General features: G+C 65.2%; 24 protein-coding genes. 9 read left to right on the top strand and 15 right to left on the bottom strand.

What is annotated here, in order from left to right; translation table 11 throughout:
* Window positions 1–34 precede the first annotated feature (34 nt).
* From fdhD to C8N43_RS10560, 6 genes are read left to right on the top strand one after another with little or no spacing between them, the layout of a single operon-like run.
* Window positions 35–919 (top strand): formate dehydrogenase accessory sulfurtransferase FdhD, encoded by an 885-nt coding sequence (fdhD, locus tag C8N43_RS10585; protein WP_107845564.1) that lies wholly within the window; start codon window positions 35–37, stop codon window positions 917–919.
* Window positions 916–1443: a hypothetical protein gene (locus C8N43_RS10580; protein WP_107845563.1), complete on the top strand. Its 528-nt coding sequence runs from the start codon at window positions 916–918 to the stop codon at window positions 1441–1443. Before fdhD ends, C8N43_RS10580 begins: the two co-directional genes overlap by 4 nt.
* Window positions 1440–2039, top strand: coding sequence for a molybdenum cofactor guanylyltransferase MobA (mobA, locus tag C8N43_RS10575; RefSeq protein WP_107845562.1), 600 nt, complete (start codon window positions 1440–1442; stop codon window positions 2037–2039). The genes C8N43_RS10580 and mobA overlap by 4 nt, the downstream gene beginning before the upstream one ends.
* Entirely contained in the window at window positions 2036–2527 is a 492-nt protein-coding gene (gene mobB / locus C8N43_RS10570) for a molybdopterin-guanine dinucleotide biosynthesis protein B (RefSeq protein ID WP_107845561.1), read from the top strand. The genes mobA and mobB overlap by 4 nt, the downstream gene beginning before the upstream one ends.
* Window positions 2524–4581, top strand: coding sequence for a molybdopterin-binding protein (locus tag C8N43_RS10565; protein WP_107845560.1), 2058 nt, complete (start codon window positions 2524–2526; stop codon window positions 4579–4581). Before mobB ends, C8N43_RS10565 begins: the two co-directional genes overlap by 4 nt.
* Entirely contained in the window at window positions 4578–5159 is a 582-nt protein-coding gene (locus tag C8N43_RS10560; RefSeq protein ID WP_107845559.1) for a GNAT family N-acetyltransferase, read from the top strand. The genes C8N43_RS10565 and C8N43_RS10560 overlap by 4 nt, the downstream gene beginning before the upstream one ends.
* A gap of 100 nt (window positions 5160–5259) precedes the next feature.
* Here the strand turns inward: C8N43_RS10560 and C8N43_RS10555 are convergent, their stop codons facing one another.
* From C8N43_RS10555 to argH, 4 genes are all read right to left on the bottom strand, one after another.
* Window positions 5260–6285, bottom strand: a complete 1026-nt coding sequence (locus C8N43_RS10555) for a hypothetical protein (RefSeq protein ID WP_107845558.1) — start codon at window positions 6283–6285, stop codon at window positions 5260–5262.
* A 9-nt stretch (window positions 6286–6294) separates the two neighbouring features.
* Window positions 6295–6765, bottom strand: coding sequence for a transcription elongation factor GreA (greA, locus tag C8N43_RS10550; RefSeq protein ID WP_107845557.1), 471 nt, complete (start codon window positions 6763–6765; stop codon window positions 6295–6297).
* 123 nt (window positions 6766–6888) lie between these two features.
* On the bottom strand, window positions 6889–7041 hold the full coding sequence (locus C8N43_RS10545; protein WP_107845556.1) for an argininosuccinate lyase: 153 nt from the start codon (window positions 7039–7041) through the stop codon (window positions 6889–6891).
* A complete protein-coding gene (gene argH / locus C8N43_RS10540) occupies window positions 7038–8438 on the bottom strand; it encodes an argininosuccinate lyase (RefSeq protein WP_107845555.1) in 1401 nt (466 codons plus the stop codon). Before argH ends, C8N43_RS10545 begins: the two co-directional genes overlap by 4 nt.
* A gap of 24 nt (window positions 8439–8462) precedes the next feature.
* Between argH and C8N43_RS10535 the strand changes: the two genes are divergently transcribed.
* Window positions 8463–9023: a TlpA family protein disulfide reductase gene (locus tag C8N43_RS10535; RefSeq protein WP_107845554.1), complete on the top strand. Its 561-nt coding sequence runs from the start codon at window positions 8463–8465 to the stop codon at window positions 9021–9023.
* Window positions 9024–9152: 129 nt separating this feature from the next.
* On the opposite strand, the gene gltX is transcribed toward C8N43_RS10535, so the two are convergent.
* Window positions 9153–10478, bottom strand: coding sequence for a glutamate--tRNA ligase (gene gltX / locus C8N43_RS10530; protein ID WP_107845553.1), 1326 nt, complete (start codon window positions 10476–10478; stop codon window positions 9153–9155).
* Window positions 10479–10626: 148 nt separating this feature from the next.
* On the opposite strand from gltX, the gene C8N43_RS10525 reads away from it, so the two are divergent.
* Complete coding sequence (locus tag C8N43_RS10525; protein ID WP_107845552.1) at window positions 10627–11541, top strand: MBL fold metallo-hydrolase; 915 nt, start codon at window positions 10627–10629, stop codon at window positions 11539–11541.
* A gap of 629 nt (window positions 11542–12170) precedes the next feature.
* Here C8N43_RS10525 and C8N43_RS10520 read toward each other — a convergent pair.
* Window positions 12171–14150 (bottom strand): alpha/beta hydrolase family protein, encoded by a 1980-nt coding sequence (locus C8N43_RS10520; RefSeq protein ID WP_107845551.1) that lies wholly within the window; start codon window positions 14148–14150, stop codon window positions 12171–12173.
* A 103-nt stretch (window positions 14151–14253) separates the two neighbouring features.
* Window positions 14254–15912 carry an NAD+ synthase gene (locus C8N43_RS10515; protein WP_107845550.1) on the bottom strand — a complete coding sequence of 553 codons (1659 nt, stop codon included), beginning with the start codon at window positions 15910–15912 and terminating at the stop codon, window positions 14254–14256.
* Window positions 15913–16093: 181 nt separating this feature from the next.
* Between C8N43_RS10515 and C8N43_RS10510 the strand changes: the two genes are divergently transcribed.
* Window positions 16094–17542 (top strand): MORN repeat-containing protein, encoded by a 1449-nt coding sequence (locus C8N43_RS10510; RefSeq protein WP_107845549.1) that lies wholly within the window; start codon window positions 16094–16096, stop codon window positions 17540–17542.
* A 16-nt stretch (window positions 17543–17558) separates the two neighbouring features.
* Here the strand turns inward: C8N43_RS10510 and C8N43_RS10505 are convergent, their stop codons facing one another.
* The 8 genes from C8N43_RS10505 to C8N43_RS10470 form a co-directional block, all read right to left on the bottom strand.
* Window positions 17559–18929 (bottom strand): sensor histidine kinase, encoded by a 1371-nt coding sequence (locus tag C8N43_RS10505; protein ID WP_107845548.1) that lies wholly within the window; start codon window positions 18927–18929, stop codon window positions 17559–17561.
* Window positions 18929–19588 carry a response regulator gene (locus C8N43_RS10500; protein WP_107845547.1) on the bottom strand — a complete coding sequence of 220 codons (660 nt, stop codon included), beginning with the start codon at window positions 19586–19588 and terminating at the stop codon, window positions 18929–18931. Before C8N43_RS10500 ends, C8N43_RS10505 begins: the two co-directional genes overlap by 1 nt.
* Window positions 19589–19642: 54 nt before the next feature.
* Window positions 19643–20251 carry a PepSY domain-containing protein gene (locus tag C8N43_RS19740; RefSeq protein ID WP_211308579.1) on the bottom strand — a complete coding sequence of 203 codons (609 nt, stop codon included), beginning with the start codon at window positions 20249–20251 and terminating at the stop codon, window positions 19643–19645.
* 70 nt (window positions 20252–20321) lie between these two features.
* On the bottom strand, window positions 20322–21104 hold the full coding sequence (locus C8N43_RS10490; RefSeq protein WP_107845546.1) for a COG3904 family protein: 783 nt from the start codon (window positions 21102–21104) through the stop codon (window positions 20322–20324).
* Window positions 21101–22396, bottom strand: coding sequence for a hypothetical protein (locus C8N43_RS10485; protein ID WP_107845545.1), 1296 nt, complete (start codon window positions 22394–22396; stop codon window positions 21101–21103). The genes C8N43_RS10490 and C8N43_RS10485 overlap by 4 nt, the downstream gene beginning before the upstream one ends.
* Window positions 22397–22524: 128 nt before the next feature.
* Entirely contained in the window at window positions 22525–22704 is a 180-nt protein-coding gene (locus tag C8N43_RS10480) for a hypothetical protein (RefSeq protein ID WP_107845544.1), read from the bottom strand.
* Window positions 22705–23004: 300 nt separating this feature from the next.
* A complete protein-coding gene (locus C8N43_RS10475) occupies window positions 23005–24531 on the bottom strand; it encodes a cryptochrome/photolyase family protein (protein WP_107846325.1) in 1527 nt (508 codons plus the stop codon).
* On the bottom strand, window positions 24528–25193 hold the full coding sequence (locus C8N43_RS10470) for an SDR family NAD(P)-dependent oxidoreductase (protein ID WP_107845543.1): 666 nt from the start codon (window positions 25191–25193) through the stop codon (window positions 24528–24530). Before C8N43_RS10470 ends, C8N43_RS10475 begins: the two co-directional genes overlap by 4 nt.
* Window positions 25194–25252: the final 59 nt, after the last annotated feature.

Below are 25252 nucleotides of genomic sequence, written 5' to 3'. Positions count from 1 at the left end.
CACAAGTGCTAGGGCCGATGGGGAGCGGGTTCAAATGACAAATGGTGACGGCGCGTATCAAGGCTGGCTGTTGGCCCCTGATCCCGCGCGCCCGGGTCTGACCCGGGCCGTCACCGGCACCGATCATCTGGGCGCTGAGATTGAGATCAACGTGGTCGAAGAGCGCCCGCTGACCATCTACCTCAACGCCCGCGAGATCGTCACTGCCATGACCATCGGCGACTACCCCGAATATCTAGCGCTGGGCTTCCTGCGCAATCAGGGGATGGTGTCTGACAGCGACGAGATCACGGGCATCGACTATGACGAAGAGGTCGAAACGGTCGTCGTGCGCACCAAGGTCGTGACCGACCATGAGGAAAAGCTCGCCAAGAAGACCCGCACCTCTGGCTGCGCCGTGGGCACGGTGTTCGGCGACATGATGGAGGGGCTCGAGGGGCTGACGCTGCCTCACTCCCGCGTAAAAACCTCCGACCTCTACACGCTGGCCAAGATCATCAATACCGCGCCGTCGCTTTATCTGAGCGCTGGCGCGATCCATGGCACAGTGCTGTGCCAGGGCCCAAATCCGTTGGTCTATATGGAGGACGTCGGGCGGCACAACGCGGTCGACAAGGTCTCCGGCTGGATGGCGCTGCAGGGCGCGAGTGCGGCGGACAAGGTGCTTTACACCACAGGGCGGCTGACCTCCGAGATGGTGATCAAGACAGCGCTCATGGGCATCCCGGTGCTGGTCTCGCGCTCTGGCTTTACTGCCTGGGGCGTCGAGATCGCGCGGCAGGTGGGCCTGACACTGATCGGGCGGATGCGCGGGCAGCGCTTTGTCTGCCTGTCGGGGGCGGAGCGGCTGGAGTGGGACGCGGATGTCTCGAAAGTGTCCGACGAGCCCAAGGGCGCGGGCCGCAAGGGGGCGGCATGAGCGAAGAGATCGTGGTCAAGTTTCGCCTCGGCGAGGCCGATTTTGCCGCGGCGATGCGTGAGGCGGGCAAGCAGATGCATAGACGCCGCTCAAAGATGACCTTCCTGTTGCTCATGGTTGGCATCGCTGTCGCCACTGTCGTGGTCTTGTTGATCGTCGAGCGCGGGTTTCAGTTCGAAACCGATGGCTCGCATTTCGTGGCCTTCGTGCTTGGGATGGTGACATGCCTTTGCATCATCGCCGTCAATGCCCGGCTGGCGCTGCGAGACACGGCCGCCTTGGGCATGGCGGAGGATGCCGCGCGGGGGCAGGTCACCGCTCGGTTCGGCGCGGAGGGGGTGCATTGGGAAAGTGGCGTCGGCCACACCTGGACCCGCTGGAACGGCATATCAGAGGTCATGGCAATCCCCCACGCAACCGTGCTGCGCACGGGTGCCGTTCTGCACCCAATCCCGGATGCAGAGGTGCCGATCCCGGGCGAGACATTTCGCACCCAGCTGACCACTTGGAAGGACGCCGCATGAAACAGCCCGCAGGTGTGATCCTGGCCGGGGGCCAATCCCGGCGCATGGGGGGCGGCGACAAGGGGCTGTTGCGGCTCGGCGGCGAGACGCTGCTGGAGCGCGTCATCGCGCGGCTGGAGCCGCAGGTGGCCGAGCTGGCGCTGAATGCCAACGGCGATGCCTCCCGGTTCGACGTGAACTTGCCCGTGGTGGCCGACAGCGTAGCCGAATTCCCCGGGCCCTTGGCGGGCGTGCTGGCGGGGCTCGACTGGGCGGCCGAGCGCGGGCACACCCATATCGTCACCGCCGCCGCCGATACGCCGTTCTTCCCCTGCGATCTGGTGCCCCGGCTGATGCTGGCCGCCGAAGAGGCGCCGATTGCGCTCGCCGCGACGCCGGACCCAGAGCGCGGCATGGCGCGGCATCCGACCTTTGGGCTCTGGCCCGTGGCCTTGCGCGATGACCTGCGCGCCGCCTTGGCCGACGGCGTGCGCAAGGTCGTCGCCTGGACCGACCGGCACGGCACGGCGATGGCGCGCTTTGAGGCGGAACCGTTCGATCCGTTCTTCAACGTCAACACCCCCGAGGACATGACCCGCGCGGAAGGCTTGCTATGAGAGTATTTGGCGTCACCGGCTGGAAGAATTCCGGCAAGACGGGATTGATGGAGCGGCTGGTGGCCGAGATCTGCGGGCGCGGGCTGACGGTCTCGACGCTGAAGCACGCGCACCACACCTTCGATGTCGACCACCCCGGCAAGGACAGCCACCGCCACCGGGTCGCAGGCGCATCTCAGGTGATCTTGTCGTCCCGCAACCGCTGGGCGCTGATGAGCGAGCTGCGCGGGGCCGATGAGCCGTCGCTCGAGACGCTTCTGGGCAAGCTCGACCCGGTCGATCTGGTGCTGATCGAAGGCTACAAGCGCGAAAGCCACGACAAAATCGAAGCCCATCGCGCGGCCACTGGACAGCCGCTGATCGCGCCGGGTGACCCAACCATTGTGGCCGTGGCCAGCGACAGCGCGCCGGACGCGGGCGTGCCGGTGCTGCATCTCGACGACACGGGCGCGATTGCCGATTTCATCCTGGAGCGCGTCGGGCTTTGAGCCTGTTCGACACCTATATCGCGGTCGATTGGTCCGGCGGGAATGGCCACAGTGAAAGGCCAAGAAAGGACGCTATCTGGGCGTGCAAACATGGCTCGGAACCCGTTTATCTACGCAACCGACAGGTGGCAGAAGAATGGCTGGCCGAGGTGTTTGAGGCGGAGCTCAACGCAGGTCGCCGGACTGCTGCCGGATTCGATTTTCCATTTGGTTACCCGGCGGGCTTTGCCGAGCACTTAACCGGGTCTGAGGATGCGTTGGCGCTGTGGGACTGGTTCGAGTTGCGGGTGGAGGACTCGCCGAAGGCCAATAACCGATATGAATTGGCGGAGCGAATTAATGCGACGTTGCCGGACCGAGGGCCCTTCTGGGGCCACCCGCACCAACACTCCTATGAAGCGCTGACACCAAAGAAAGAAGGTATATCCTACAAGCGCTTTGCCGAATTCCGACACGTCGAGAAATTGGCGACAGGGACAAAGTCCTGCTGGCAACTCAGCTACAATGGCTCAGTCGGAAGCCAAGTCATCATGGGCTTGCCAGTTCTGAACCGTTTGCGCAAAAAATTTGGCGCGAAGGTCTGGCCGTTCGAGGTTTTGGACAGCCCGCTCGCCCTGATCGAGATTTGGCCCTCGCTGGACAAGCTGGACTTGTCCACGGACGCCATCAAGGATGCTGCGCAAGTGCGAGCCGTTGCGGCTCAGATGGAGCGGATGGATCGGGATCAAACCCTTGCCCAGGCCTTGGCCGCCGGAGAGGGAAGCGGGGCAGAGGGCTGGATTTTGGGCGTTGAGGCCTTACCGAAACCGCCCGTATTCAAGGACGACTGCTTCGCCTTGCCGCCCGGCGTGGACTGGATGCCCGTGGACGACGCATTGGCGAAGCTCGATGCGGCGCTGACCTGCGTGGCGATGCCGGAGCGGGTCTCGCATGCGGAGGCCTCGGGCCGGATTGTTGCGGGCGAGGTTATCGCCCGCCGCTCGAACCCGCCTGCGGCCAACGCCGCGGTCGATGGCTACGGTTTCGCCCATGCGAGCACAGGCGAGGGCGATCAGGTCCTGCCGCTCGTCCAAGGCCGCGCGGCGGCGGGGGCGGCCTATGGCGGCGCGGTGCCTGCGGGCGCTGCGATCCGCATCCTGACCGGCGCGGTGATCCCCGACGGCGTCGACACGGTCGTGCTGGAAGAAGATTGCTCGGTCACCGCGACCCATGTGGCCTTTCGCGGCCCGGTGAAGCGCGGCGCGAACACGCGGCGCGCGGGTGAAGATGTCGAGGCGGGCGCAGCGGTCTTCGCGCCGGGCCACGTGTTGCGGCCGCAGGACGTGGGGCTTTTGGCGGCGCTTGGCGTCGGCCGGGTAGAGGTGTTCTCGCGCCTTCGGGTGGGCGTGATATCGACCGGTGACGAGCTGGTCTCGCCCGGGGCGGACGCGCCGCCGGACCGGACCTATGACGCGAACCGCCCGATGCTGTTGGAACTGGTCTGCGCCTGGGGGTTCGAGGCGGTCGATCTGGGCCATGTGCCCGATGACCGCGCAGCCTTGAAGGCGCGGCTCGACAAAGGCGCCGGGCGCTGCGACGTGATCCTGACCTCGGGCGGTGCGTCAGCGGGGGATGAGGACCACGTCTCGGCGTTGCTGCGCGAGGCGGGCAGCTTGCAGGCGTGGCGCATCGCGCTGAAGCCGGGCCGCCCGTTGGTGCTGGCGCTGTGGGACGGCGTGCCGGTGTTCGGGCTGCCGGGCAACCCGGTGGCGGCGTTCGTCTGCGCGTTGATCTTCGCGCGGCCCGCGTGCCTGAAACTGGCTGGCGCAAGGTTCGTCGCGCCGCAGGGCTTTGAGGTGCCCGCGGCGTTCGAGAAGCGCAAGAAGCCAGGGCGGCGGGAATATCTGCGCGCGCGGATGGGGCCGGAGGGCGTCGAAGTGTTCGCGTCCGAAGGCTCCGGCCGCATCTCCGGGCTGAGCTGGTCCGAAGGGCTAGTCGAGCTGCCCGATGGCGCGGTGGATGTGCGCCGCGGCGACCCGGTGCGCTTCCTGCCCTACAGGAGCTTCGGGCTGTGAGCGTGGCGATCCGGCGCGGGTTCTCCGAGGCGCAGCGGGCAGATGTCGCGCGACTGTTCTGGGAGGCGTTTTCCGGCAAGCTTGGCAAGTTACTGGGCCCGCGGGAGAAGGGCGAGGCGTTCATCGCCGCGGTGCTGGAGCCGGAGTTTGCGATCTCTGCCATCGATGGCGAGCGGCTGCTGGGTGTGGCCGGCTTCAAGACATCGGAAGGCGGTCTGGTTGGCGGCGAGCTGCGCGATCTCGCGCCGCTCTATGGCTGGTTCGGCGGGCTGTGGCGCGGGGCGCTGTTGGAACAGTTGGAGTGCGATCTGCGCCCGGGGCAATTGTTGATGGACGGTATTTTTGTCGACGCGGATGCGCGCGGGCAAGGGGTTGGCACGGCGCTGCTGCAGGCGGTAGTGGATCACGCGCAGGCGGAGGGCTGCGCCGAGGTGCGGCTGGACGTGATCGACAGCAACACGCGGGCGCGGGCGCTGTATGAACGGCAGGGTTTTTCGCCACGAGGGCAGGTGCGCACGGGCTTGATGCGCCACGTGTTCGGGTTTCGCGAGGCCACGACAATGGTGCGTGGGGTTTGAACGGCACAGGGCCTTGCGGGCGGTGGATTTGAGTATTTTTGCCAAAACGAAGCAAGAGGGTCTGCGTGTTTTGGGCGGGCGCGTTAACCTTAATGATTGGTTAGTCGAACGTGCCCGTGACCCGGCCCAAGAGCATGAAGCAACGCGCGGTGCGGGTATCGGAGAGCTTCGTGAGGTCCTGATCGGTGGCGGCATCGGCGAATTTTGCGAAGGTCTTGTCGAATTGGCGCAGGAAATGGTGCACCGCGTCGCGGAACACCGCATCAGAGCGCATCCGGCCCGAGGCCAGCGCCAGCGATGAGCGATCATGCACCCCGCCGATGCCCGCAATGGCCGGGCCGCGTTCGCCGCGCGCGAAGTTGCGCCACAGCTCCGGGCGGGCGCGGTCGGGGGTGAAATCGTCCATGTAAATGCCGTCCTGGCTAAGCAGGGTCAGCACGTCTTGGCTTGCCCGCACCAGCTTGGCGCTCTCATGGTTGGCGAGCGCGCGGCGCAGCTGCCGGAAGCCTTCGGCGTCATTCTCGTCCTCGGGGAAGTCGAGCGCGCCGATGAAATCTTCGGTCGAGAGCGGCGGCGAGAGATCCTCTGGCGGGGTGCCGAGTGCCAAGGCGGGCTGGCTGTCGGCGCTCACCCCCGGCTTGACCAGCGCGGCCTGGCTGGCGCGTGGAGCCGCAACCGGAGCATCGCGAGCGGTGGCAAAGGTCGCCACGGTGTTCTGGGTCTGTTTGGCGGCGGTTGCGATCTCGTCAAGCTTGCGCTCCACCGCGGGCTTGATGCCCATGCCGGAGGTCTGCGCTTGTGACACGTAGGCCTGCCGCATGGCATCGATGGCCGCCTGCAGCCGGGTGGCCTCTTCGCGCATGACGCGGGCGGTCTTGATCACAGTGGCCCCGATCCAGATCAGCGCGATGGGCAGAAAGATCGCCAGCATCGCGACGAGGAAGGTGCCTTGGGTCGTTTCCTGCGACGGCGGCAGCATCAGGAAGTAGACCGCCACGGCGGTGAGCCAGATCACCGAGAGCGCGATGGCGATCATATCCGCCGCCGCCAGCCCGCGGTCGGGCCGGGCGTAGACCCCCAGCTCCAGGGGCTTGTCGGTGAAAATCTCTGGCTCTTGCTCGGGCATGCGCGGGCCTCAGATATACGTGACTTCGAGGATTTCGTAGTCCTTGGTGCCGCCCGGGGTGCGCACTTCGACGCTGTCGCCCTCATCCTTGCCGATCAGCGCGCGGGCCAGCGGGGAGGAGATGTTGAGCAGCCCGTTCTGGATGTCGGCCTCCTGCTCGCCCACGATCTGGAAGGTCTTCTCTTCCTCGGTGTCCTCGTCCACCAGCTTGACGGTGGCCCCGAACTTGACGGCGCCCGACAGGGTCTTGGGGTCGATGACCTGAGCGAGGCCGATCATGCCTTCAAGCTCCTTGATGCGGCCCTCGATGAAGGACTGCTTCTCCTTGGCGGAGTGGTATTCGGCATTCTCCGACAGATCCCCATGCTCGCGGGCCTCGGCGATGGCTTTGATGATGGCGGGGCGCTCCACCACCTTGAGGTTTTTCAGCTCGTCATCGAGCGCCTTGAACCCTTTGGGGGTCATGGGGATTTTATCCATATCTCTCGTCTACCTTACCCTCTGGCGCGGGCCCCGCAGGGCGCGTGCGCGTCTCAAGTATTCACTTCACCCGTCCCGCTGTCCATTTGCAAGCAGATGTGGCGGCGGGTGATTGCCGATCCGCTACCAGCTTTTGGCGACACCGACTTCGGCGCGGCCGGTGATGGAGATGCCGGGCTCGGGGGTGGCGCGCTCGCGCGTGGGCGTCTCGGGCTCGCCGTCGACACCGCAGGCGGCCAGCAGGGCCGCGGTGATCAGGGTCAGGGTCGCTCTCATGCCAGTCTCTCCTTCCAGCGGGCCACCTGGGCGCGCACGTTGTCGGGCGCGGTGCCGCCGTAGCTGGTGCGGCTCGCCACCGAGTTGTATACCCCCAGCACGTCGAACACGTCGCGGGTGATCTTTGGATGCACGCCGGTCATGTCGGCCAAACTGAGGTCGGGCAGGTCGCAGCCCTTGTCCTCGGCCAGCTTCACCAGCGCCCCCGTCACATGGTGGGCCTCGCGGAACGGCATATCAAGGGTGCGCACCAGCCAATCGGCCAGATCGGTGGCCGTGGAGAAGCCCGAGGCGGCGGCCTGCTCAAGCGCAGGGCGGTTTGCGCTCATATCCGCCACCATGCCGGTCATCGCCGCCAGCGCCAGCATCAGGCTGTCGGCGGCGTCAAACGTCATCTCTTTGTCTTCCTGCATGTCCTTGGAATAGGTCATGGGCAGGCCCTTCATCACCATCATCAGCGCCGTGTTGGCCCCGAAGATGCGGCCCACCTTGGCGCGGATCAGCTCGGCGGCGTCGGGGTTCTTCTTCTGAGGCATGATCGACGAGCCGGTGGAGAACCGGTCGCTGAGGGTCACGAAGCGGAACTGGGCCGAGGACCAGATCACCAGCTCTTCGCTGAGGCGCGACAGATGCATAGCGCAGATCGAGGCGGCATTGAGGAAATCGAGCACGAAGTCGCGGTCGGACACCGCATCGAGCGAGTTGGCCGCCGGGCGGTCAAAGCCCAGGGCCGTGGCCGTCATGTCGCGGTCGATGTCGAAGCTGGTGCCCGCCAGCGCCGCGGCACCGAGGGGCGATTCGTTCATCCGGGCGCGGGCGTCGGTGAAGCGAGACGCGTCGCGGCCCAACATCTCGACATAGGCCAGCATATGATGGCCCCATGTGACAGGCTGGGCAGTCTGCAAATGAGTAAAGCCGGGCATGACCCAATCGGCGCCCGCCTCGGCTTGCGCCAGCAGGGCGTTTTGCAAGGCGGCGATACCTTCGATGGCCGCGTCCATCTGATCGCGGACCCAGAGCCGGAAATCCAACGCCACTTGATCGTTGCGCGAGCGGCCCGTGTGCAGGCGGCCTGCGGGCTCGCCGATGATCTCGCTCAGGCGGGCCTCCACATTCATGTGGATGTCTTCAAGCGCGGTGGAGAATTGAAACGTCCCGCCCTCGATCTCTGACAAGACCGTGAGCAGGCCTTCCCTGATTGCTTCCATATCGCTAGCTGTGATGACACCTTGCGCCCCCAACATGGCCGCATGGGCGCGGGAGCCTTCGATGTCCTGACGCGCGAACCGCTGGTCGAAGCCGATGGAGGCGTTGATTGCCTCCATGATGGCATCGGGCCCATCGGCGAAGCGCCCGCCCCACATGGCGTTGGATGCGTCTTTAGTCTGGTCGGTCATTGGGCTGGCTCTTTGGAGAATGAAATGCGGTTTTTGAAGCTTCTGGTGCTATACGCCGGCCTTGCGATGGGTGCAAACCCTGCTGCCGCCGGTGAAACCGGCGCGCTGATTGCGGCGGCCACGGGCGACATGACGAAGCTGCGCTTCCATGCCGAGCCGCGCGCGGTGCCGCAGACGGTGTTCCATGATGCAGATGGCCGCAAGGTGACGCTGGCCGATTATCGCGGCAAGCATGTGGTGCTGAACTTCTGGGCCCTGTGGTGTGCGCCCTGCGTGCGCGAGATGCCCGCGCTGGACCGGCTGGATGCAGCCTTGGGTGGCGCGAATTTCGAGGTTGTGACGGTGGCCACGGGCCGCAATGCGCGGCCCGCGGTCGATACGTTCTTTGTCGACAAAAAGCTCAACCACCTGCCCAAGCTGTTCGACCCGAAAATGGCGCTGGCCCGCGAGATCGGCGCGCGCGGGCTGCCGGTGACGATCCTGATCAATCCCGAAGGGCGCGAGATCGCCCGCATGGAGGGCGAGGCCCATTGGGATAAGGAGCCCGCCCTGTCCCTGATGCGCGCCTGGATGAGCGGCAGCTGACCTGAAGGAGCGGCTGGCGCCGCCCGCCATTCTTTATTTGGCGCCTCTGGCTTCGTTTTGGCTCAAATACTCAATCGCATCGCCGGCCAAAGGCGTTGGAATTTGAGTATTTATTCCAAAACGAAGCCATCAGCCTTTGGCTTTGACCTTTTGCAAAAGCGGCATAAGCGCGGCCATCTCGGGCCCGCGTTCCATGCCGGTGACCGCCTTGCGCAGCGGCATGAACAGCCCGCGACCTTTTCGGCCGGTTTTCTCTTTCACCGCTGACGTCCATTCGCCCCATGTCTCGGGCGTGAAAGGCGCGTTGGGGAGCAGGGTCATGGCCTCGGCCACGAAATCGCGATCCTCGTCGTCGATCATCGGGTCGGCGCCTTCTACGCACAGCGTCCACCACCCGGCGATATCGGCCTTCGTGGTGATGTTGTCTCGGGCCACCGTCCAGAACGCCTGCTGCTGATCTGCCGGGATGCCGAGCGCGTCGAGCTCTGGTTTGACCTCGCCCGCTTCCAGCGCGTGCAGGACGCGGGCGGTCAGGGGGAACAGGTCCTGCTCGTCGAATTTCGTGGGCGCGGAGCCGAATTTGGACAGATCGAAGCCTTCGACCAGTTCGTCCATGGAGGCGCGCAGCTCGACAGGCTCGGACGAGCCGAGGCGCGCCATATGTGACAGCAGCGCCATTGGCTCGACGCCCCGGGCGCGCAGATCGCGCAAGGACAGCGTGCCGAGGCGCTTGGACAGCGCCTCGCCCTGAGGGCCGGTCAGCAGCGAGTGGTGGGCGAAGGCGGGAACCGAGCCGCCCAGGGCCGTGATGATCTGGATCTGGGTCGCCGTGTTGGTCACATGATCCGAGCCGCGCACGACATGGGTGATCCCCATTTCGGTGTCATCGACGACGGAGGCGAGCGTGTAGAGCACCTGACCGTCGCCGCGGATCAGAACCGGGTCCGACACCGACGCCGCATCGATGGAGATGTCGCCCAGGATGCCATCGGTCCATTCGATCCGCTCGTGGTCGAGCTTGAAGCGCCACACGCCATCGCCGCGCTCAGCGCGCAGGGCGGATTTTTCGTCCTCGGACAGGGCCAGCGCCGCGCGGTCATAGACCGGGGGCTTGCCCATGTTGAGCTGTTTCTTGCGCTTCAGGTCCAGCTCTGTCGGGGTCTCGAAGGCCTCGTAGAACCGGTCCTTGCTGCGCAGCTCATCGGCGGCGGCCATGTAGCGGTCGAGGCGGGACGACTGCGTCTCCACCCGGTCCCACTCGATGCCGAGCCATTCGAGGTCCTCCTTGATTGCGTCCGCAAACGCCTGCGTCGAGCGCACCGGATCGGTATCGTCGAGCCGCAGGATGAATTGCCCGCCGGCCTTGCGTGCGATGAGGTAGTTGAACAGCGCGGTGCGCAAGTTGCCCACATGCAGGTGGCCTGTGGGGGAGGGGGCGAAGCGGGTGACGGTCATCGGATTTCGGTCCTTTGCGGGTAGGCGCTTGTCGAACCACAAAGCCCCGCGATTGTCCATATCCGCAACCGCGCACGGGCTGTTGATTGGACCTGCGGCGGAATGACCTATGTCATGCAGCAGAGTAACCAACCGAGGAGATCCGACCATGAACCTGTCCCGCCGCGCCGCCCTGGCCCTTGGGGCTGCTGCCCCGGTGGCCGCCGCCCTGCCGACCGCCGCCTCTGCCGCCGCCGAGATGAAGGGCATGTCGATTGCCAAGTCCCGCCGTGTTCCGCTGGGCGGGTTCGAGGTGACCACCCTGCTCGCAGGCACCGCCGCCCGGGAGGAGCCGCAGACGATCTTCGGGATGAATGTCAGCGAAGAGGAATTCAACGAAGTGTCGGAGGAAAACTTCCTGCCGACCGACAAGGTGCAGTTCTTCTTCACCCCCACGCTGGTCAACACCGGCTCGGAGCTGATCCTGTTCGACACGGGCCTGAACCCCGGCGGCATTACCCAAGCAATCGAGGATGCGGGCTACACCGCCGATCAGGTCGACAAGGTCGTGATCACCCACATGCATGGCGACCATATCGGCGGGCTGATGGGCGAAGGCGGCGAGACCTTCGCCAACGCCGCCTACATGACTGGCGCCGTCGAGCACAATCACTGGTCAGGCGCCGACAATGACAATTTCAAGGCCAAGGTTGCGCCGTTGAACGAGAAGTTCACCATGCTGGAAGGCGGAGGCTCGGTCGCCTCGGGGATCACCGCGGTGGAGGCCTTTGGTCACACGCCGGGCCACATGAACTACATGATCGAGAGCGACGGCAAGCAGTTGATGTTGATCGCGGACCTCGCCAACCATCCGGTCTGGTCGCTGGCGCGCCCCGATTGGGAAGTGCGCTTCGATATGGACAAGGCGGGCGCTGCCGCCTCGCGCCGCAAGGTGCTGGGGATGCTGGCCGCCGACCGCGTGCCGATGGTGGGCTACCATATGCCGTTCCCGGCGATGGGCTTTGTGGCCGAGCGGGGCGAAGGGTTCGAGTATATCCCGGCGGGCTATCAGTTGATGCTCTGAGGCTTTGCCAGTTGGATTTTGAGGACGGCCGGGATTTTTGCCCCGCCGTTTTCTTTTTCTCAACCCTTTGGCGCTAATCCTGTGTGCAGTTCAGTAACGAGTATCCCTCGTAAAGGCAGTGTTTCAGGTGGTGTCTACGCGGGCGTGGCTTCGGCCCGCCCGCGGAATTCCCTTGCGGCGGGCGTAGGGTTTTTAGTTTGCGACGTTGCGCGGGTTGCGGATCGTGCGCTGCCGTATTTTTGGAACAAAGAAAGGGGCGGGCGCGCCCGGAGGCCCGCGGCTTTTCTGGTTGAAAGCCGGTAAAAAGGTATGTGGGTGGGCGAGCGTTCCGGCGTCTTCGAGCATGGCCGATGCGGGATCAGGGCTATGCACCTGTCCGGTATCGAGCGGCGCGGGCTGGCGTTGCGTATCAATCGCGCGGCGGTGCTGCGATAGACATGGGTGGATACGATGGTGCCGAAGTCGTGCTGTGATCGCCGTTGGGCATGGCGATGCGCTACTGGCGAGCCCCGGGCATGCGATGGGTGTCAGCGCAACAGGCGTTGGAGTGGGCTGTAAGAACGGATCAAGCACTCCATAGCCGCGGCTGAAACAAAGCCGTACACTTCGCTGACGTCACGAGCCTGCAATCAGTCGAGCCAGTCAGCAGCAATCTCGATATAGTCCCAGCCGCCGGAGCGTCCGCCCAGATGGCGGGCGAGGAAATCCTCGACCCTGCGGGCATGGCGCACGGAATTCTGCCAGCGGTCGATGCCGTGGCCTTCATCCTCGAAAATCAGCTCCTCGACGGCGTGGTCGCTCTCGCGGGCGCGGCGCAGGAATTCCTCCGACTGCTCGAACCCCACGACGCGGTCGCGCTTGCCCGCCACGACCAGTGTGGGCATGGCGAGATCAGCGGCCCGGGTGATCGGAGAATAGGTCTCCATCGTTTCGAAATCCGCGTCGATCGTGCCGAAATAGCGCGTCATGTAGACCTCGTTCAGACCCCAGGCGAACGGATTGTTGCGCATCTGGTAGCCGACATCGAGCACCGCATGCTCGACGATCGCGGCGTCGAACGGACCGCCCCGCTCCGTCGCGGCCATGCCGGAGGCGTAGCCGCCGTAGGAGCCGCCCTGGATTGCCAGCGCGTCGGGATCGGCGATGCCTTGGTCGACCGCCCATTGGGCCGCGTCATAGAGGTCGGTTTGCATCGCGCGGCCATATTCGCGGAATCCCTTGGCCTGAAACGCCCGGCCGAACCCCGTTGAGCCACGGAAGTTGACCGACAGCACGGCGTAGCCGCGGTTGGTGAGGAATTGGCGGAAATGGTGGTAGTTCCAATCCACATGCGCGGCCGGGCCGCCATGCACCTCGACCACCAGCGGCGCGGGGCCGGTGACACCCTTGGGGCGCAGCAGCAGCGCCGGGATCTCTAAACCGTCACGGGCGGGGATGCGGACTTCTTCCGTCGGGACCAGCTTGTCGAGGTGTTTGCGGCGGAAGGAAAACTCCCCCAACTCTTGGCTTGTGCCGTCAAGCGTGTCGATCAGAAGGTAGATGTAGTTTCGCGCCTCGGGCGAGAGGGTCACGGTCACGAAGCGCCCCGGGCCGTAGACGCCCAGACTGTCGATCTGCACGCGGGGGCTGTATTTCATGATCTCGCGTTTGAGCACCTCACCGCGTGGGGTGAGCGCGATCGGCTCGCCGCCGCCCGAGTGTCGCCGCACAAGGTCGATCTCGCCGTCGAACGGGTCGAGACTGTAGCTGCGCATCAGGTCAAGCTCCGGGTCCTCGGCCAGTACCTCTTCCATGCCGGTCTCAAGGTCCACCTTGACCAGCGCGGCCTTGTCGCGGCCCCGTGACGAGTGCGCGAGGGCGAAGCGCGCGTCCGGTGTGACCTCGACCACCCAGAAGGTGGTCAGGGCATCGACAGTCATCAGCTCCCGCCATTGAGTTCCATCGGCATTCGTGCGCACCATGATCCGGCCCGCGTCGTCCTCCGCCCGGTCGATGCGCATCAGGGGCAGATTGTCATGGTCCATGATCCACGCGAGCGTCTGCCCCTCGTTGCGGATCAGAAGCTCCTTGCCGCCGCCATCGGGGCGGACGGTGTAGACGTCGTGAAAGGCCGGGTTGCGGTCGCGGGAGGATACGATGCGCCGATCCTGGGGCGCGCGGGGGATGGTGGCAAAGTTCCAGTTGCGAAAGCCGCGCGGCGTGATGTCGACCCAGGCATCGCGCGCCGGGTTTGTGGGATCGACGCGCCAGAGCCGCTCATCATGTGTGATAACGTGGAGCAGCGGAGCGTGCGGGTCCCAATAGAAGTGCCACAGCTCCGGGATTGTCGCGAGTTCCGTGTCGGTGGACAGGTCGGTGAGGGCCACGACCTCTTGCGTGCCCCGCACCACGCGATGCGCCAGATAGCGCCCGTCGCCGGAGACGTGGTAGTCCCATTCGGCGTCCGTGTCGGCCCAGAAATCGCGGACGGGAATAAGCGGCGGCAGATTGGCTTCGGCAAGGGCTGGATGCGTCGGCGGCGTGTCCCGGCTGGCCCAGAGATAGGCCATGCCGCGACCGGTGGCGAGCACCACCCCCAACAGGGCCAAAACCTTCACAATACGGCGCATGCTGCCTCTCCATCCGCTTGCCCGGATAGATTACGGAGCTACGGGACCTGGTAAAGGTCCGCGGTGCCGCAGCCGCAAGAAACCGCCGACCGGCCGCCGTGGCTCAGCTGGGGTCGCGCCAACGGTTTGCGATGGGATAGCGGCGGTCGAGCCAGAAGGCTCGGGGCGAAATGCGGGCGCCGGGGGCGGATTGGAACCGCTTGTACTCGGAGATGTAGAGCAGGTGTTCGATCCGCTTGACGGTCTCGCGATCATGGCCCGCCGCGACCACCTCGGCCACGGATTGCTCGCGGTCGACGAGGCGCTCGAGGATGTCGTCGAGCACCTCGTAGGGCGGCAGGCTGTCCTCGTCCTTTTGATCTGCGCGTAGCTCGGCCGAGGGCGGCTTGTCGATGATGCGCTGCGGGATCGCGATGCCGTCCGGGCCGCGCATCCAGTTGCGGTAGTTGGCGTTGCGCCAGCGGCAGGTCTCGAACACCCGCATTTTGTAGAGGTCCTTGATCGGGTTGTAGCCGCCCGACATGTCGCCGTAGATCGTGGCGTAGCCGACGGCCACCTCGGACTTGTTGCCGGTGGTCAGCAGCATCTCGCCGAACTTGTTGCTGAGCGCCATCAACAGCACGCCGCGCAGGCGGGACTGGATGTTCTCTTCGGTCAGGTCTTCCTCGGTCCCCTCGAAAAGCGGCGCGAGCGCCTCTGTCACGGCGGCGCGCGGGCCAGAGATCGGCACGGTGTCGATGCGGGCGCCCAGAAGCTTTGCGGCCTCGGATGCGTCCTCCAGCGAGTGGGCGGAGGTGTATTCCGACGGCAGCATCACGCAGCGCACGTTCTCGGCCCCGAGCGCATCAACCGCAATCGTCGCGACAAGCGCGCTGTCGATGCCGCCGGACATGCCGAGCAGCACCTTTTTGAAGCCGGTCTTGCCCATGTAGTCGCGCAGGGCGGTGACCATGACGTGGTAGTCCTGCTCCCACGCGTCGGGGCGCGAGATGATCTCGCCCGGCACGGCTTCCCATTGGCCGCCTGTTTGCCGGAAGTCGACATGGGTGATGACCTCTTCGAGCACCGGCAGCATGCGCGCCAGCTCGCCGCCGCGGTTGAGCACGAAGGAGCCGCCGTCGAAGACCTGATCATCCTGCCCGCCGACCATGTTGAGATAGACCAGCGGCAGATCGTTCTCGACCACGCGGGCGACCATGTGGCCCAGCCGTGTGTCATGCTTGTCGCGGCGGTAGGGGGAGCCGTTGGGCACCAGGAAGATCTCCGCGCCGCTTTCGGCGAGGGTCTCGCAGACATCTTCGTGCCAGGCATCTTCGCAGATGGGCGTGCCGATGCGCAGGGGGCCTACGGCATAGGGGCCACCGAGCGGGCCTTGGGCGAAAACCCGCACCTCGTCGAAGACGCCGTAATTGGGCAGCTCGTGCTTGAGCATCTGCGCCTTGATCTCGCCGCCCTCGAGGATCGAGTAGACATTGTAGAGCTTGCCGTCGACGAAGGCCGGGTGGCCGATCCCCATGGCGGGCCCATCGGCGCAGTCGCGTGCAAGCTGGGCCGCGGCAGCCATCGCGGTTTCGGTGAAGATCGGCTTCATCGACAGATCCTGCACCTGGTAGCCGGTCAGAAACATCTCCGGCAGGGCCACCATCTGCGCGCCTGCGTCCTTGGCCGCAGCCCAGGCCTCGCGCGCCTTGGCGGCGTTGCCGGCGAAATCGCCGACGGTCGGGTTCAGCTGGGCCAGGGTGAGGCGGAACGTATCGCTCATCTCGGGGTCGTCCTTCTTAGGTCGGGCCACATGTAGCAGACCGTTTGGTCAGGGGAAGGGGGTGTGACCTAAAGGTGCGGCTGCGCCGCGCGCGATTTTTTATCCGCCCCGTGGCGGGCGCTTGTGCGCAGCGGGGCTGTTGATTAGGGTTCCGCCAACCAATCAAGGGAGAGCAGCCCCCATGCGTTTGAGCCTTATCGCGGGCCTGTGCCTGAGCCTTGCCGCCCCTGCGATGGCGCAGGACACCGGCACCAAGCAATACGAGGATGGCGGCGTCTACACCGGCGCCTTCAAGGAGGGCAAACGCCACGGGCAAGGGGTGTTCACCCTGCCCAATGGCTACGAGTATTCCGGCAATTGGATCGACGGCGTGATCTCGGGCCAAGGCACGGCGCGCTTTCCCGACGGCTCGCTCTACGAGGGGCAGTTCAAGGACGGCAAGCCCGACGGCTTCGGCCAGATCATCTTCGCCGATGGCGGCAATTACGAGGGCGACTGGACCGACGGCAAGATCACCGGGCGCGGCATCATCACCTATGCCAACGGGGTGCGCTACGAGGGCGAGTTCCTGAACGCGCAGCACCACGGCTTGGGTGTGATGGTCAACCCGAACGGCTACCGCTACGAGGGCCAGTGGGTCGCGGGCGTCAAGGAAGGCCGCGGCAAGATTTCCTATCCCGATGGCTCGATCTACGAGGGCGAGATGGCGGGCGGCATGCGCCAGGGCGAGGGCCGGTTGGAGCTGCCCGACGGGCTGATCTACGAGGGCGGCTGGGTTGCGGGCCAGATGGAGGGCGAGGGTGTGCAGACCCGCGCCAATGGCGACGTCTACACCGGCACCCTGAAAGGCGGGGCGCGGCACGGGCAGGGCCGGATGGATTACGCCGATGGCGGCTTCTACGAGGGGGGCTTCAAGGACGACCAGCGCCACGGGCAGGGCCGCTCTGAACGCGCCGACGGCTTCGCCTACGAGGGCAGCTGGCGCGACGGCCGGATCGAGGGCGAGGGGCAGGTCACCTATCCCGACGGCGCGATCTACGTGGGCGAGCTGGCCGCGGACCTTGCCAACGGGCAGGGCAAGATCAGCTATGCCGACGGCTCCAGCTACGATGGCGAATGGCAAGCGGGCGTGATCGAGGGGCAGGGCCGCGCGGTCTACCCGTCCGGGCTGATCTACGAGGGCGATTTCAAGAATGCGCGCCACGAGGGTCAGGGTGTGATGACCTTCCCCGATGGCAAGGTCTACGAGGGCGCTTGGTCCGACGGGCTGCAGAACGGCGCGGGCAAGACCACCTTCCCGGGCGGTATGATCTATGAGGGCGCTTTCTCTGACGGCAAACGGCAGGGGCAAGGACGTCTGAGCGTACCGGATGGGCTAAGTTACGAGGGCGGCTGGGTCGACGGCCAGATGGAGGGGCAGGGCCGCGCAACCTACGCGACCGGTGACGTCTACGAGGGCATGTTCAAGGCGGGCAAGCGCGACGGGCGCGGCATCCTGACCTACACCACGGGCGAGGTCGCGAGCGGGCTTTGGAAAGACGGGCTTTTGATCGAGCCTGATGCGGATCCGAACGCAACTCCTGCGGCCGGTGAGGCCGTCGAAACCGCACCACAGAGCACGGATAACTAAGGGCGGGGCAGCAGGTTCAGGCGGCCTGTGCCAGGCGACGGCGTTGGGCGTTTTTGGCTTGGCCGGGGATCTGGATGCGCACGCACAGGCCGCCCAGATGCTCTGACTTCTCAAGAAACAGCTCCGCGCCGTAGGCTTGCAACAGGTCGATCGCGATGGCGAGACCAAGGCCGGTGCCCGGCTTTGAACTATCGAGCCGCCCGCCGGAGCGCAGCGCCTCCCGCTCGGAGCCTTCGGGGATGCCCGGGCCGTCATCCTCGATCAGAATCTCGATGCCGCCCGCCTTGGGATGGGCCGAGAGTGCGATCCTGCTGTCACACCACTTCAGGGCGTTGTCGAGCATGTTGCCCATCACCTCTTCGATGTCCTGCTGATCCATGCGCACCGCCAGATCGGGGGCGCAATAGGTTGTCATTTCCTTGCCGTCGCGCGCGGCCATCCCCTGGAACAGGCGCGTGAAGCGGTCCACGGAATTCGTCAGGTCCGTGCGCAGGCTGGCGGAGGCCCCGGAATTGGAGGCGCGCATACGCGCGAGCGAGCGACCAAGCTGCGCGTCGACCCGGTCGAGCGCATCCAGCGAGGCTTCCATATCGTGACCGTGGGCGGCCTGCGTCGACAGCTCGTTGCGCAGGATCGCGGTGGGGGTTTTCAGGGCGTGGGCAAGGTCGGCGGCCTGACGGCGCGCGCGCGCGATGATCTCGCGGTTGCGCTCCAGCAGGTGATTGATATCGGCGACCAGCGGTGCGACCTCTTCCGGGTAGTCGTGGACCGTCAGGTCTTCATCCTTTTCCCAACGATGGGACACGTCGCGGCGCAATTTCTCGAGTGGACGCAGGATCGTCGTGGTCTGCACAATTGCGCCCGCAAGCCCCAGCAGCGCCACCAGTACGAAGGCCAGCAGCAGCGAGCGGCGGGTTTGCTGGCGCTCGGCGGCGAGCGCGGCAAGGCTTTCGGCCACCGTCACGCCCCATTCGGTGCCATCCTCGAGGGTCACGCGCTGGAACAGGCTGCGGATCGGCTCGCCCTCCGGGCCGCGGATCGAGCGCAGGGTCAGCCGGTCCGGCCGCCCCGGCGGCTCCATCAATTCCGCGTCGAGCGTGGAGGCGGAGGCGAACAGCGCACCATCGGGCCCGCTCACCTGCCAGTATCGCCCGGAAAACGGCGTGCCGTAGCGCGGGTCAAACAGCAGCTCGTCGAGCTGATCGGGGTTGGCGGCGGTGTAGGTAAGGGCCACCACCAGCTGGGTGTGGCGGTCGGACAGGGCGCGGTCGAACCGCTCGAGCACGTTCTCTTCGACGGAGCTGAGAAGCACAAAGGCCCCCACCAGGATGGAGGCCATGGCGCTGAGGGCGCCGCCGATCATCGCGGTGCGGCGCAGGGACAGCATCAGGCGGCATCCACCATGTAGCCGCGGCCCCGGATGGTCTGGATGAAGTCGGAGCCCAGTTTCTTACGCAGCCGGGTGATGAACACGGCGATGGTGTTGCTGTCGCGGTCGCCATCATATTCGTAGATGTGCTCGCTCAGCTCCGTGCGCGAGATCAGGCGGCCCGCATTGTGGATCAGGTAGGACAGTACGGCGACCTCCTGGCTGGTCAGATCGACCGGCACCCCGCCGAGGGTGACTTTGGAGTTGCGGGTGTCAAAGGCCACATTGTCCTTCTCGAACAACGGGTTCGTGCGCCCCGACTTGCGGCGCAGCATGGCGCGCACGCGGGCGGCCAGCTCTGGCATATGGAACGGCTTGGTCATGTAGTCATCCGCCCCGGCGTCGAGCCCGTCGACCCGGTCGGTCCAGCCGTCGCGCGCGGTTAGGATCAGAACAGGTGTATCGAGGCCTTCGGCGCGCCACTCTTTCAGGATCGAGATCCCGTCGCGTGTTGGCAGGCCCAGATCGAGAATGATCATGTCATAGGGTTCGGTGGAGCCGAGAAACCCCGCCTCCTCGCCATCATGGGCCACGTCCACGACGCGCCCCTCGGCGGTCAGCAAGGTCTTGACCTGCTCTGCGAGAGTCAGGTCGTCTTCTGCAAGCAATACTCTCATACCCCGCGGAGTAGCGGGCGAATTGGGCCGGTTTATGGCGCAAGCGTGGAGATTCTAGTTCTTTCCGTTGCCGCCGCCGTTGCCGCCGCCGTTGCCGCCGCCGTTACCACCGCCGTTGCCGCCGCCATTACCACCACCGTTGCCGCCGCCGTTACCACCACCGTTACCACCACCGTTGCCGCCGCCGTTACCACCACCGTTGCCGCCGCCATTGCCGCCGCCGTTGCCGTTGCCATTACCGCCCGCATTGTTGTTGCCGGGCACGCGCGGTGCTGTGGTGGCGCGGAAGCTTGCCTTGGTGGAGGCCGGGCGGCTGCCTGTGCTGGCGATCTTGCTGATCTGGCGGCCCTTGGAGGACCGGCTCGATACCTGCCGGCCGGTTTGCGCATCGATGATGACGCTGACCAGCTTTCCGTTGCCGCGTTTCAGGATCATTCGGTAGTAGACGCCGTTGGCGGAGAAGGCGCGCGCCTCCATCACCTTGGCGTTGAGAGATTTGGAAACTGAACTCAGGGCGGTCTTGAGGCTGACAGTCTCGGTCCGGCTCGCGATTTGACGCAGCTCGGACTGGCCCAGCTCCCGCGCAGAGGACGCGGAGGCTGCGGGGGTCTGCATCACAAGACCAAAGGCCAGAAGGCCACACAGGAGGAATCCCTTGTTCATGCCCCAAGGTTTACCGAATGCAACATGAACCCAGGATGAACGCTCGAAAATTTGCCGAAACAAGCTGACTTTAGCCTTCGGTCGGGGTCGAGAGTCGGTAGGTTTCAAGCTGCTCGGGCAGTAGGATGTAGATCTCGTCGGGCGGCGTCACCAGGGCGTGACGCATCATCAGCGGGTCGATGCCCATCTCGTCGAGATAGCCCATGACCTGCCCCTGGCCGCGCTGGATATCCTCGACCGCGAGGAAGGCGGGCAGGGCGGAATTCGTCCCGAAATAGTGCTGATGCACTCCGACCTGCGCGCTGTCATGGACCATGCGAGTGGTGCCGGAGGCCAGGATGTAGGGGCAGGCGGACAGGCAGATGTCGCCAGCCCCCAGTAGGGTTTCCAGTTCTGCGTCGCGGACCATGCGCCCGATCTCCAACGCGTCGCGCACCGAGCCGCCGGGCGAGTTGAGCCGCACGCGCGCCAGTCCCTCGCCGCGCCGCTCGAGATGCTCGGCCATGCGCTGCGCGTCGCCCTCCTCGATGCTGCCGGTCAGGGTCAGGGTGTCGCCCTCCTGCGCGAAGGCCAGTCGCGCGGGCATGTCGCCGGTGGAGCGATAGGGCCGGTCTGGATTGCCCTCCGGCGCGGGCTCCAGCGGCATGTCGGACGGGCGATAGCGCCTTGTCTGGTCCCCGGGCAGGACGGGTGTGTCGAATTGCGGCTTGTTGGAGGGCCACGCGATATGCGGGATGGCCGAGGCCAGCCCGCCGCCCATCAGGTAAAGCGCGATGCCCAGCTGGATCGCCAGCACCAGCTTGATCGCGGCGCGCGCGGTGAAGCCGCCGGGCTCTTCGGTGGCGTCACTCATCCCTGCTTCTCGCTCGGCAGCGGTTTGATCTCTGCCGATTTCTGCGCCGGAGGGGCGGGGGGCGCGTCGCGGTGCGGCAGGGCCATATCCACGTCACGCACCGCGTTAATCGCGGCGCGCAGCTCCGCCAGCGTCAGGGTTTCCTCGATCCCCACCCCGGATTTGCCCGAGCGGATCGCGGCTTGCGTGATCGCCATGATGAAGACCAGAACCGCGGGCAGCAGGTCGATGGCGATGGCACCGGCCCAGGAGGGCACGAAGTTCTCCGCGTATTTGATGACGGCATCAGCGGTGGAGATCGGCGTGTAGATTGTCTCTGACGGGGGATCCATGCCGACGATCCCGTCGGCGGCGAGGCGCAGGGTTTCCGCCCGCTGGCCGAGAAGCTGCAACACCGAAGAGATGGTGCTTTGCTGCCCCACGCGGCCTTCGGCGGTGCGTCCGTCAAGCTCTGGCAGGACGACCGAGGCACTGAGATCCTGCGCCGCGCGGCTGACCAGAGGCGCGACCGAGAGCTGGCGCAACTGCGTGATGACGCCTGACAGGCGCACGGCTTCCTCGGAAAATTGGACCGAGCGCGCCTCGATCGGGCCGGGCTCCACGGTCAGGGCGCGCATGCGCGACAGGATGGCGTTGCCTTCGGCGAAGGCGGCGCTGACCAGCGGCTGCTGACTGGCGATCTGCGCCTCGAGGCTGGCAAGCTCGTCGGATTTCTGTCGCAGCACCCGGAACACCGCGCCGCGCCCGGCGAGGCCCGACAGATCGCCCGTCGCTTCCTGCTCGGCCAGATCGACGAAAGACTGGCGCACCCGGTCCACATCGCGCCCCAGCCCTTGGGCGGAGACGGCGATTTCGTTAGCTCGCTCCAGCGCGGTTTGGTATTGCTGCACGGTTTCGGCCAGATGCCGCTCAACGGCGGCGGCGCCTGCAAGTGCGGCGGCGTTCAGCCAGGACGACATCGCGATTATCGCGGCAGAGCCCAGCAACATCGACACAAACAGCCCGATCCGCGCGCCCACGGTGCGCACGGCGGGCAGCAGGCGCATCAGGTAGGACCAGAACACGAAGATGCCCACCGAGACCGCGATGGAATAGCTGACGGCGGCAAAGAAGCTGAGCGCGCCGTTCTCATCGAGCAGCGACGAGACGCCGAGATAGGTGTAGATGCCCGACGCTGTTGCCAGCACGCCAAGGGCTGCCGCGGTGAAGCTGTCGAGCCAGCTGACATGGCCTTCCAGCTCTTTGGCGTAGCGCAAGCCTTGTGCCTCTGCTGTCGTGGTTTTCCTGGTCATTCAAGCGCCCCCGTGCGTTTGACGGTGAATATGGGGCTTGCGGGGCAAAAGAAAAAGGCCGCCCAGAGGTGGCGGCCTTTCTCACGAGGTTTGGAGGGATATCCTTGGAGGGGTCTATCCTTTTGCGTTCAGGCCGCCATAAGGCGCAGAGGGTCCTGAAAGCTGAGTGTGTCGAGCAGTTGATCGACAGGTGCGAAGCGCAGGGCCTTGGGGGCGGGCTTCGCCATGAGCTCGGCATCGTCACCATACATCGCCTGGAGGGCTTCGATGCGGCGGGCTCGTGCGATCTCTGCAAAGGTTCCGGTCATGTCATTCGTCCTTCTGGGCGTCTGCTGTGTCTTTCGATGATGCCTTTATGGCGGATCATGTTTGAACAGAGGCGAAATTTGGCGTTCATCTTCGGTTCACGAAGTAAAATCTTTAAAAATCCGTATGTTACGAGATTTCAAATGTGGCAAAGCCGTGGCAGACCCGCGCGAATCGTGCCGAATCTGCCGCTTTGTTAACAAACGGACCGCGTCGGATTCGTATGGATTCGGGTTTCTTTATGGCGCAAGGCCATTGGAATGGCCTTTCCAAACGCGCGAAGGCGCGCGTTTCGGGCCCGCTCAGACCAGATCGCCCGCGTCCATGCGGTCGAGAAAATCCTCCGCCTCGGCCAAGACCGTCTCGCGACGTTCGTCCTTCATGCGGTCCCAGGTCGAATACATCTGCCCCATGCGCCCATTGCTGGAGAACCGCTCGCGGTGGCGCACGAGGAAATTCCAGTACAGCACGTTGAACGGACAGGCATCCTCGCCCGTCTTGTCTTTCACCTTGTAGGCGCAGCTTTTGCAGTAGTCGGACATGCGGTCGATATAGCTGCCGCTGGAGACATAGGGCTTCGAGCCGACGATCCCGCCATCGGCGAACTGGCTCATGCCGATCACGTTGGGCGCCTCCACCCACTCATAGGCGTCGGCATAGACAGCCAGATACCACTCATGCACCTCGTGCGGGTCGATGCCCGCCAGCAGGGCAAAGTTGCCTGTGACCATTAGGCGCTGAATGTGGTGGGCGTAGGCCTCGTCCCGGGTCTGCGCGACCGCCTTGGAGACGCAGTTCATCTTCGTCTCGCCGCCCCAGAAGAACTCCGGCAGCTTGCGGTCATGCTTCAGCACGTTGCGCGATGTGTAGTCGGGCCCTTCGAGGAAGTAGATACCGCGCATGTATTCGCGCCAGCCGATAATCTGGCGGATGAAGCCTTCCACGGCGTTGATCGGCGCGTGGCCGTCCTTGTAGGCCTGCTCGACCTGTTGGCAGACCTCTAGCGGATCCAAGAGTCCGGCATTGATGTAGAAGCTGATGATCGAGTGATAGAGGAAGCGATTGTCATTGAGCATTGCGTCCTGAAAGTCGCCGAACTTCGGCAACCCATGTTTGACCCAATGGGTCAGCTGCCGCCGCGCTTGCCCGGTGTCGGTGGCGTACCAGAACGGCTTGAGCGTGCCGAAATTATCGCCGAAGCGCTGTTCGACCAGATCGAGGACCTCTTCCACGGTCTCGTCGGGTGTGAACTGCATCGGGCCGTTGTAGTCCACCTCGTCGGGGGCGGGCTTGCGGTTGTCGTGGTCGAAGTTCCATTTGCCCTCGACCGGTTTGTCGCCCTCCATCAAAAGCCCGGTCTTGCGTCGCATGTCGCGGTAGAACCACTCCATGCGCAGCTCCTTGCGGCCCTCGGCCCAATCTTCGAACTCCTTGTGGGAGGCAATGAACCGGGTGTCGTTGACCATATGCAGCTTCAGCGGCATCTCCTGCAGCGCCTCGATCAGCCGCCATTCGCCGGGCTCGGTGGCGATGACGCCCTTGGCGTCATGCGCCTCGGCCCGCCGGATCAACTCGCCCGTGATCGAGCCGGTGTTCTCATTGCTGTCGAGCTTGGTGTAGTCGACCCTCCAGCCATCATCTGCCAGCGATGCCGCGAATTTTCGCATGGCGGCAAAGATGAAGGCGATCTTCTTGGGGTGGTGCGGGACATAACTTGCCTCGTCCGCGACCTCCGCCATCACGACGACGTCTTGGGATTTGTCGGCTTTCTGCAGGGCGGACAGGTTGGGCGACAGCTGATCGCCAAGAACGAGAACGAGACGGGTCACCAAGGCACCTCCGCGCCGGAATAGTCATAGAAGCCGCCGGTCTGCGCAGGCGTCAGCCCGTCGAGCACCGATAGCAGATTGCGTGCTGCCTCGGGCGCGGGGGTCGTCTTGTGTCGCCCGGCATATTCGGCGGTGAAGGGCGTCTCGACCGTGCCGGGATGCAGGCAGACGCAGGTGGCCTGCTTGTGGGTGCGCTTCAGCTCAATAGCTGCGCCGTGGATCAGCTGGTTCAACGCGGCCTTGGCGGCGCGGTAGCTGTGCCAGCCGCCGATCTGATTGTCGCCGATGCTGCCGACCCGCGCCGACAGCGCCGCAAAGGTGGCGGGCGTGTCCTTGGGCATGAGCGGGATCGCGTGTTTCAGCACCAGCGCAGGGCCCATGGCGTTAACCCGGAACTGCTGGGTGAGCGCTTCGGCTCTGAGTGCCTTGACCATCTTCTCGGGCTCATGGCCGTTGATGACCAGCGCGCCGGTGGCGCAGATGATCAGGTCGAACGGTCCGGGCAGGGTTTTGAACGCCCGTTCAATTGAGGTCTCATCCGTCACGTCCAGCCCGTCGCGGCTGCGCGACAGCCCCGTGACGTCATCCCCGCGCGCCCGCGCGGCCTCTGCCAAAGCGGAGCCGATGCCGCCAGACGCGCCTATGATCAATACCTGTGCCATGGGGCCTGACCTAAGCGGGCGGGGGCAGAGGTCAAATCTTGCGCTGTGTCTGGCCTGCG

The organism is Litoreibacter ponti (genome assembly GCF_003054285.1).
GTDB classification, from domain to species: domain Bacteria; phylum Pseudomonadota; class Alphaproteobacteria; order Rhodobacterales; family Rhodobacteraceae; genus Litoreibacter; species Litoreibacter ponti.
Note: the sequence above shows the minus strand (reverse complement) of the source record. Positions and strands in the feature narration are given on the sequence as shown.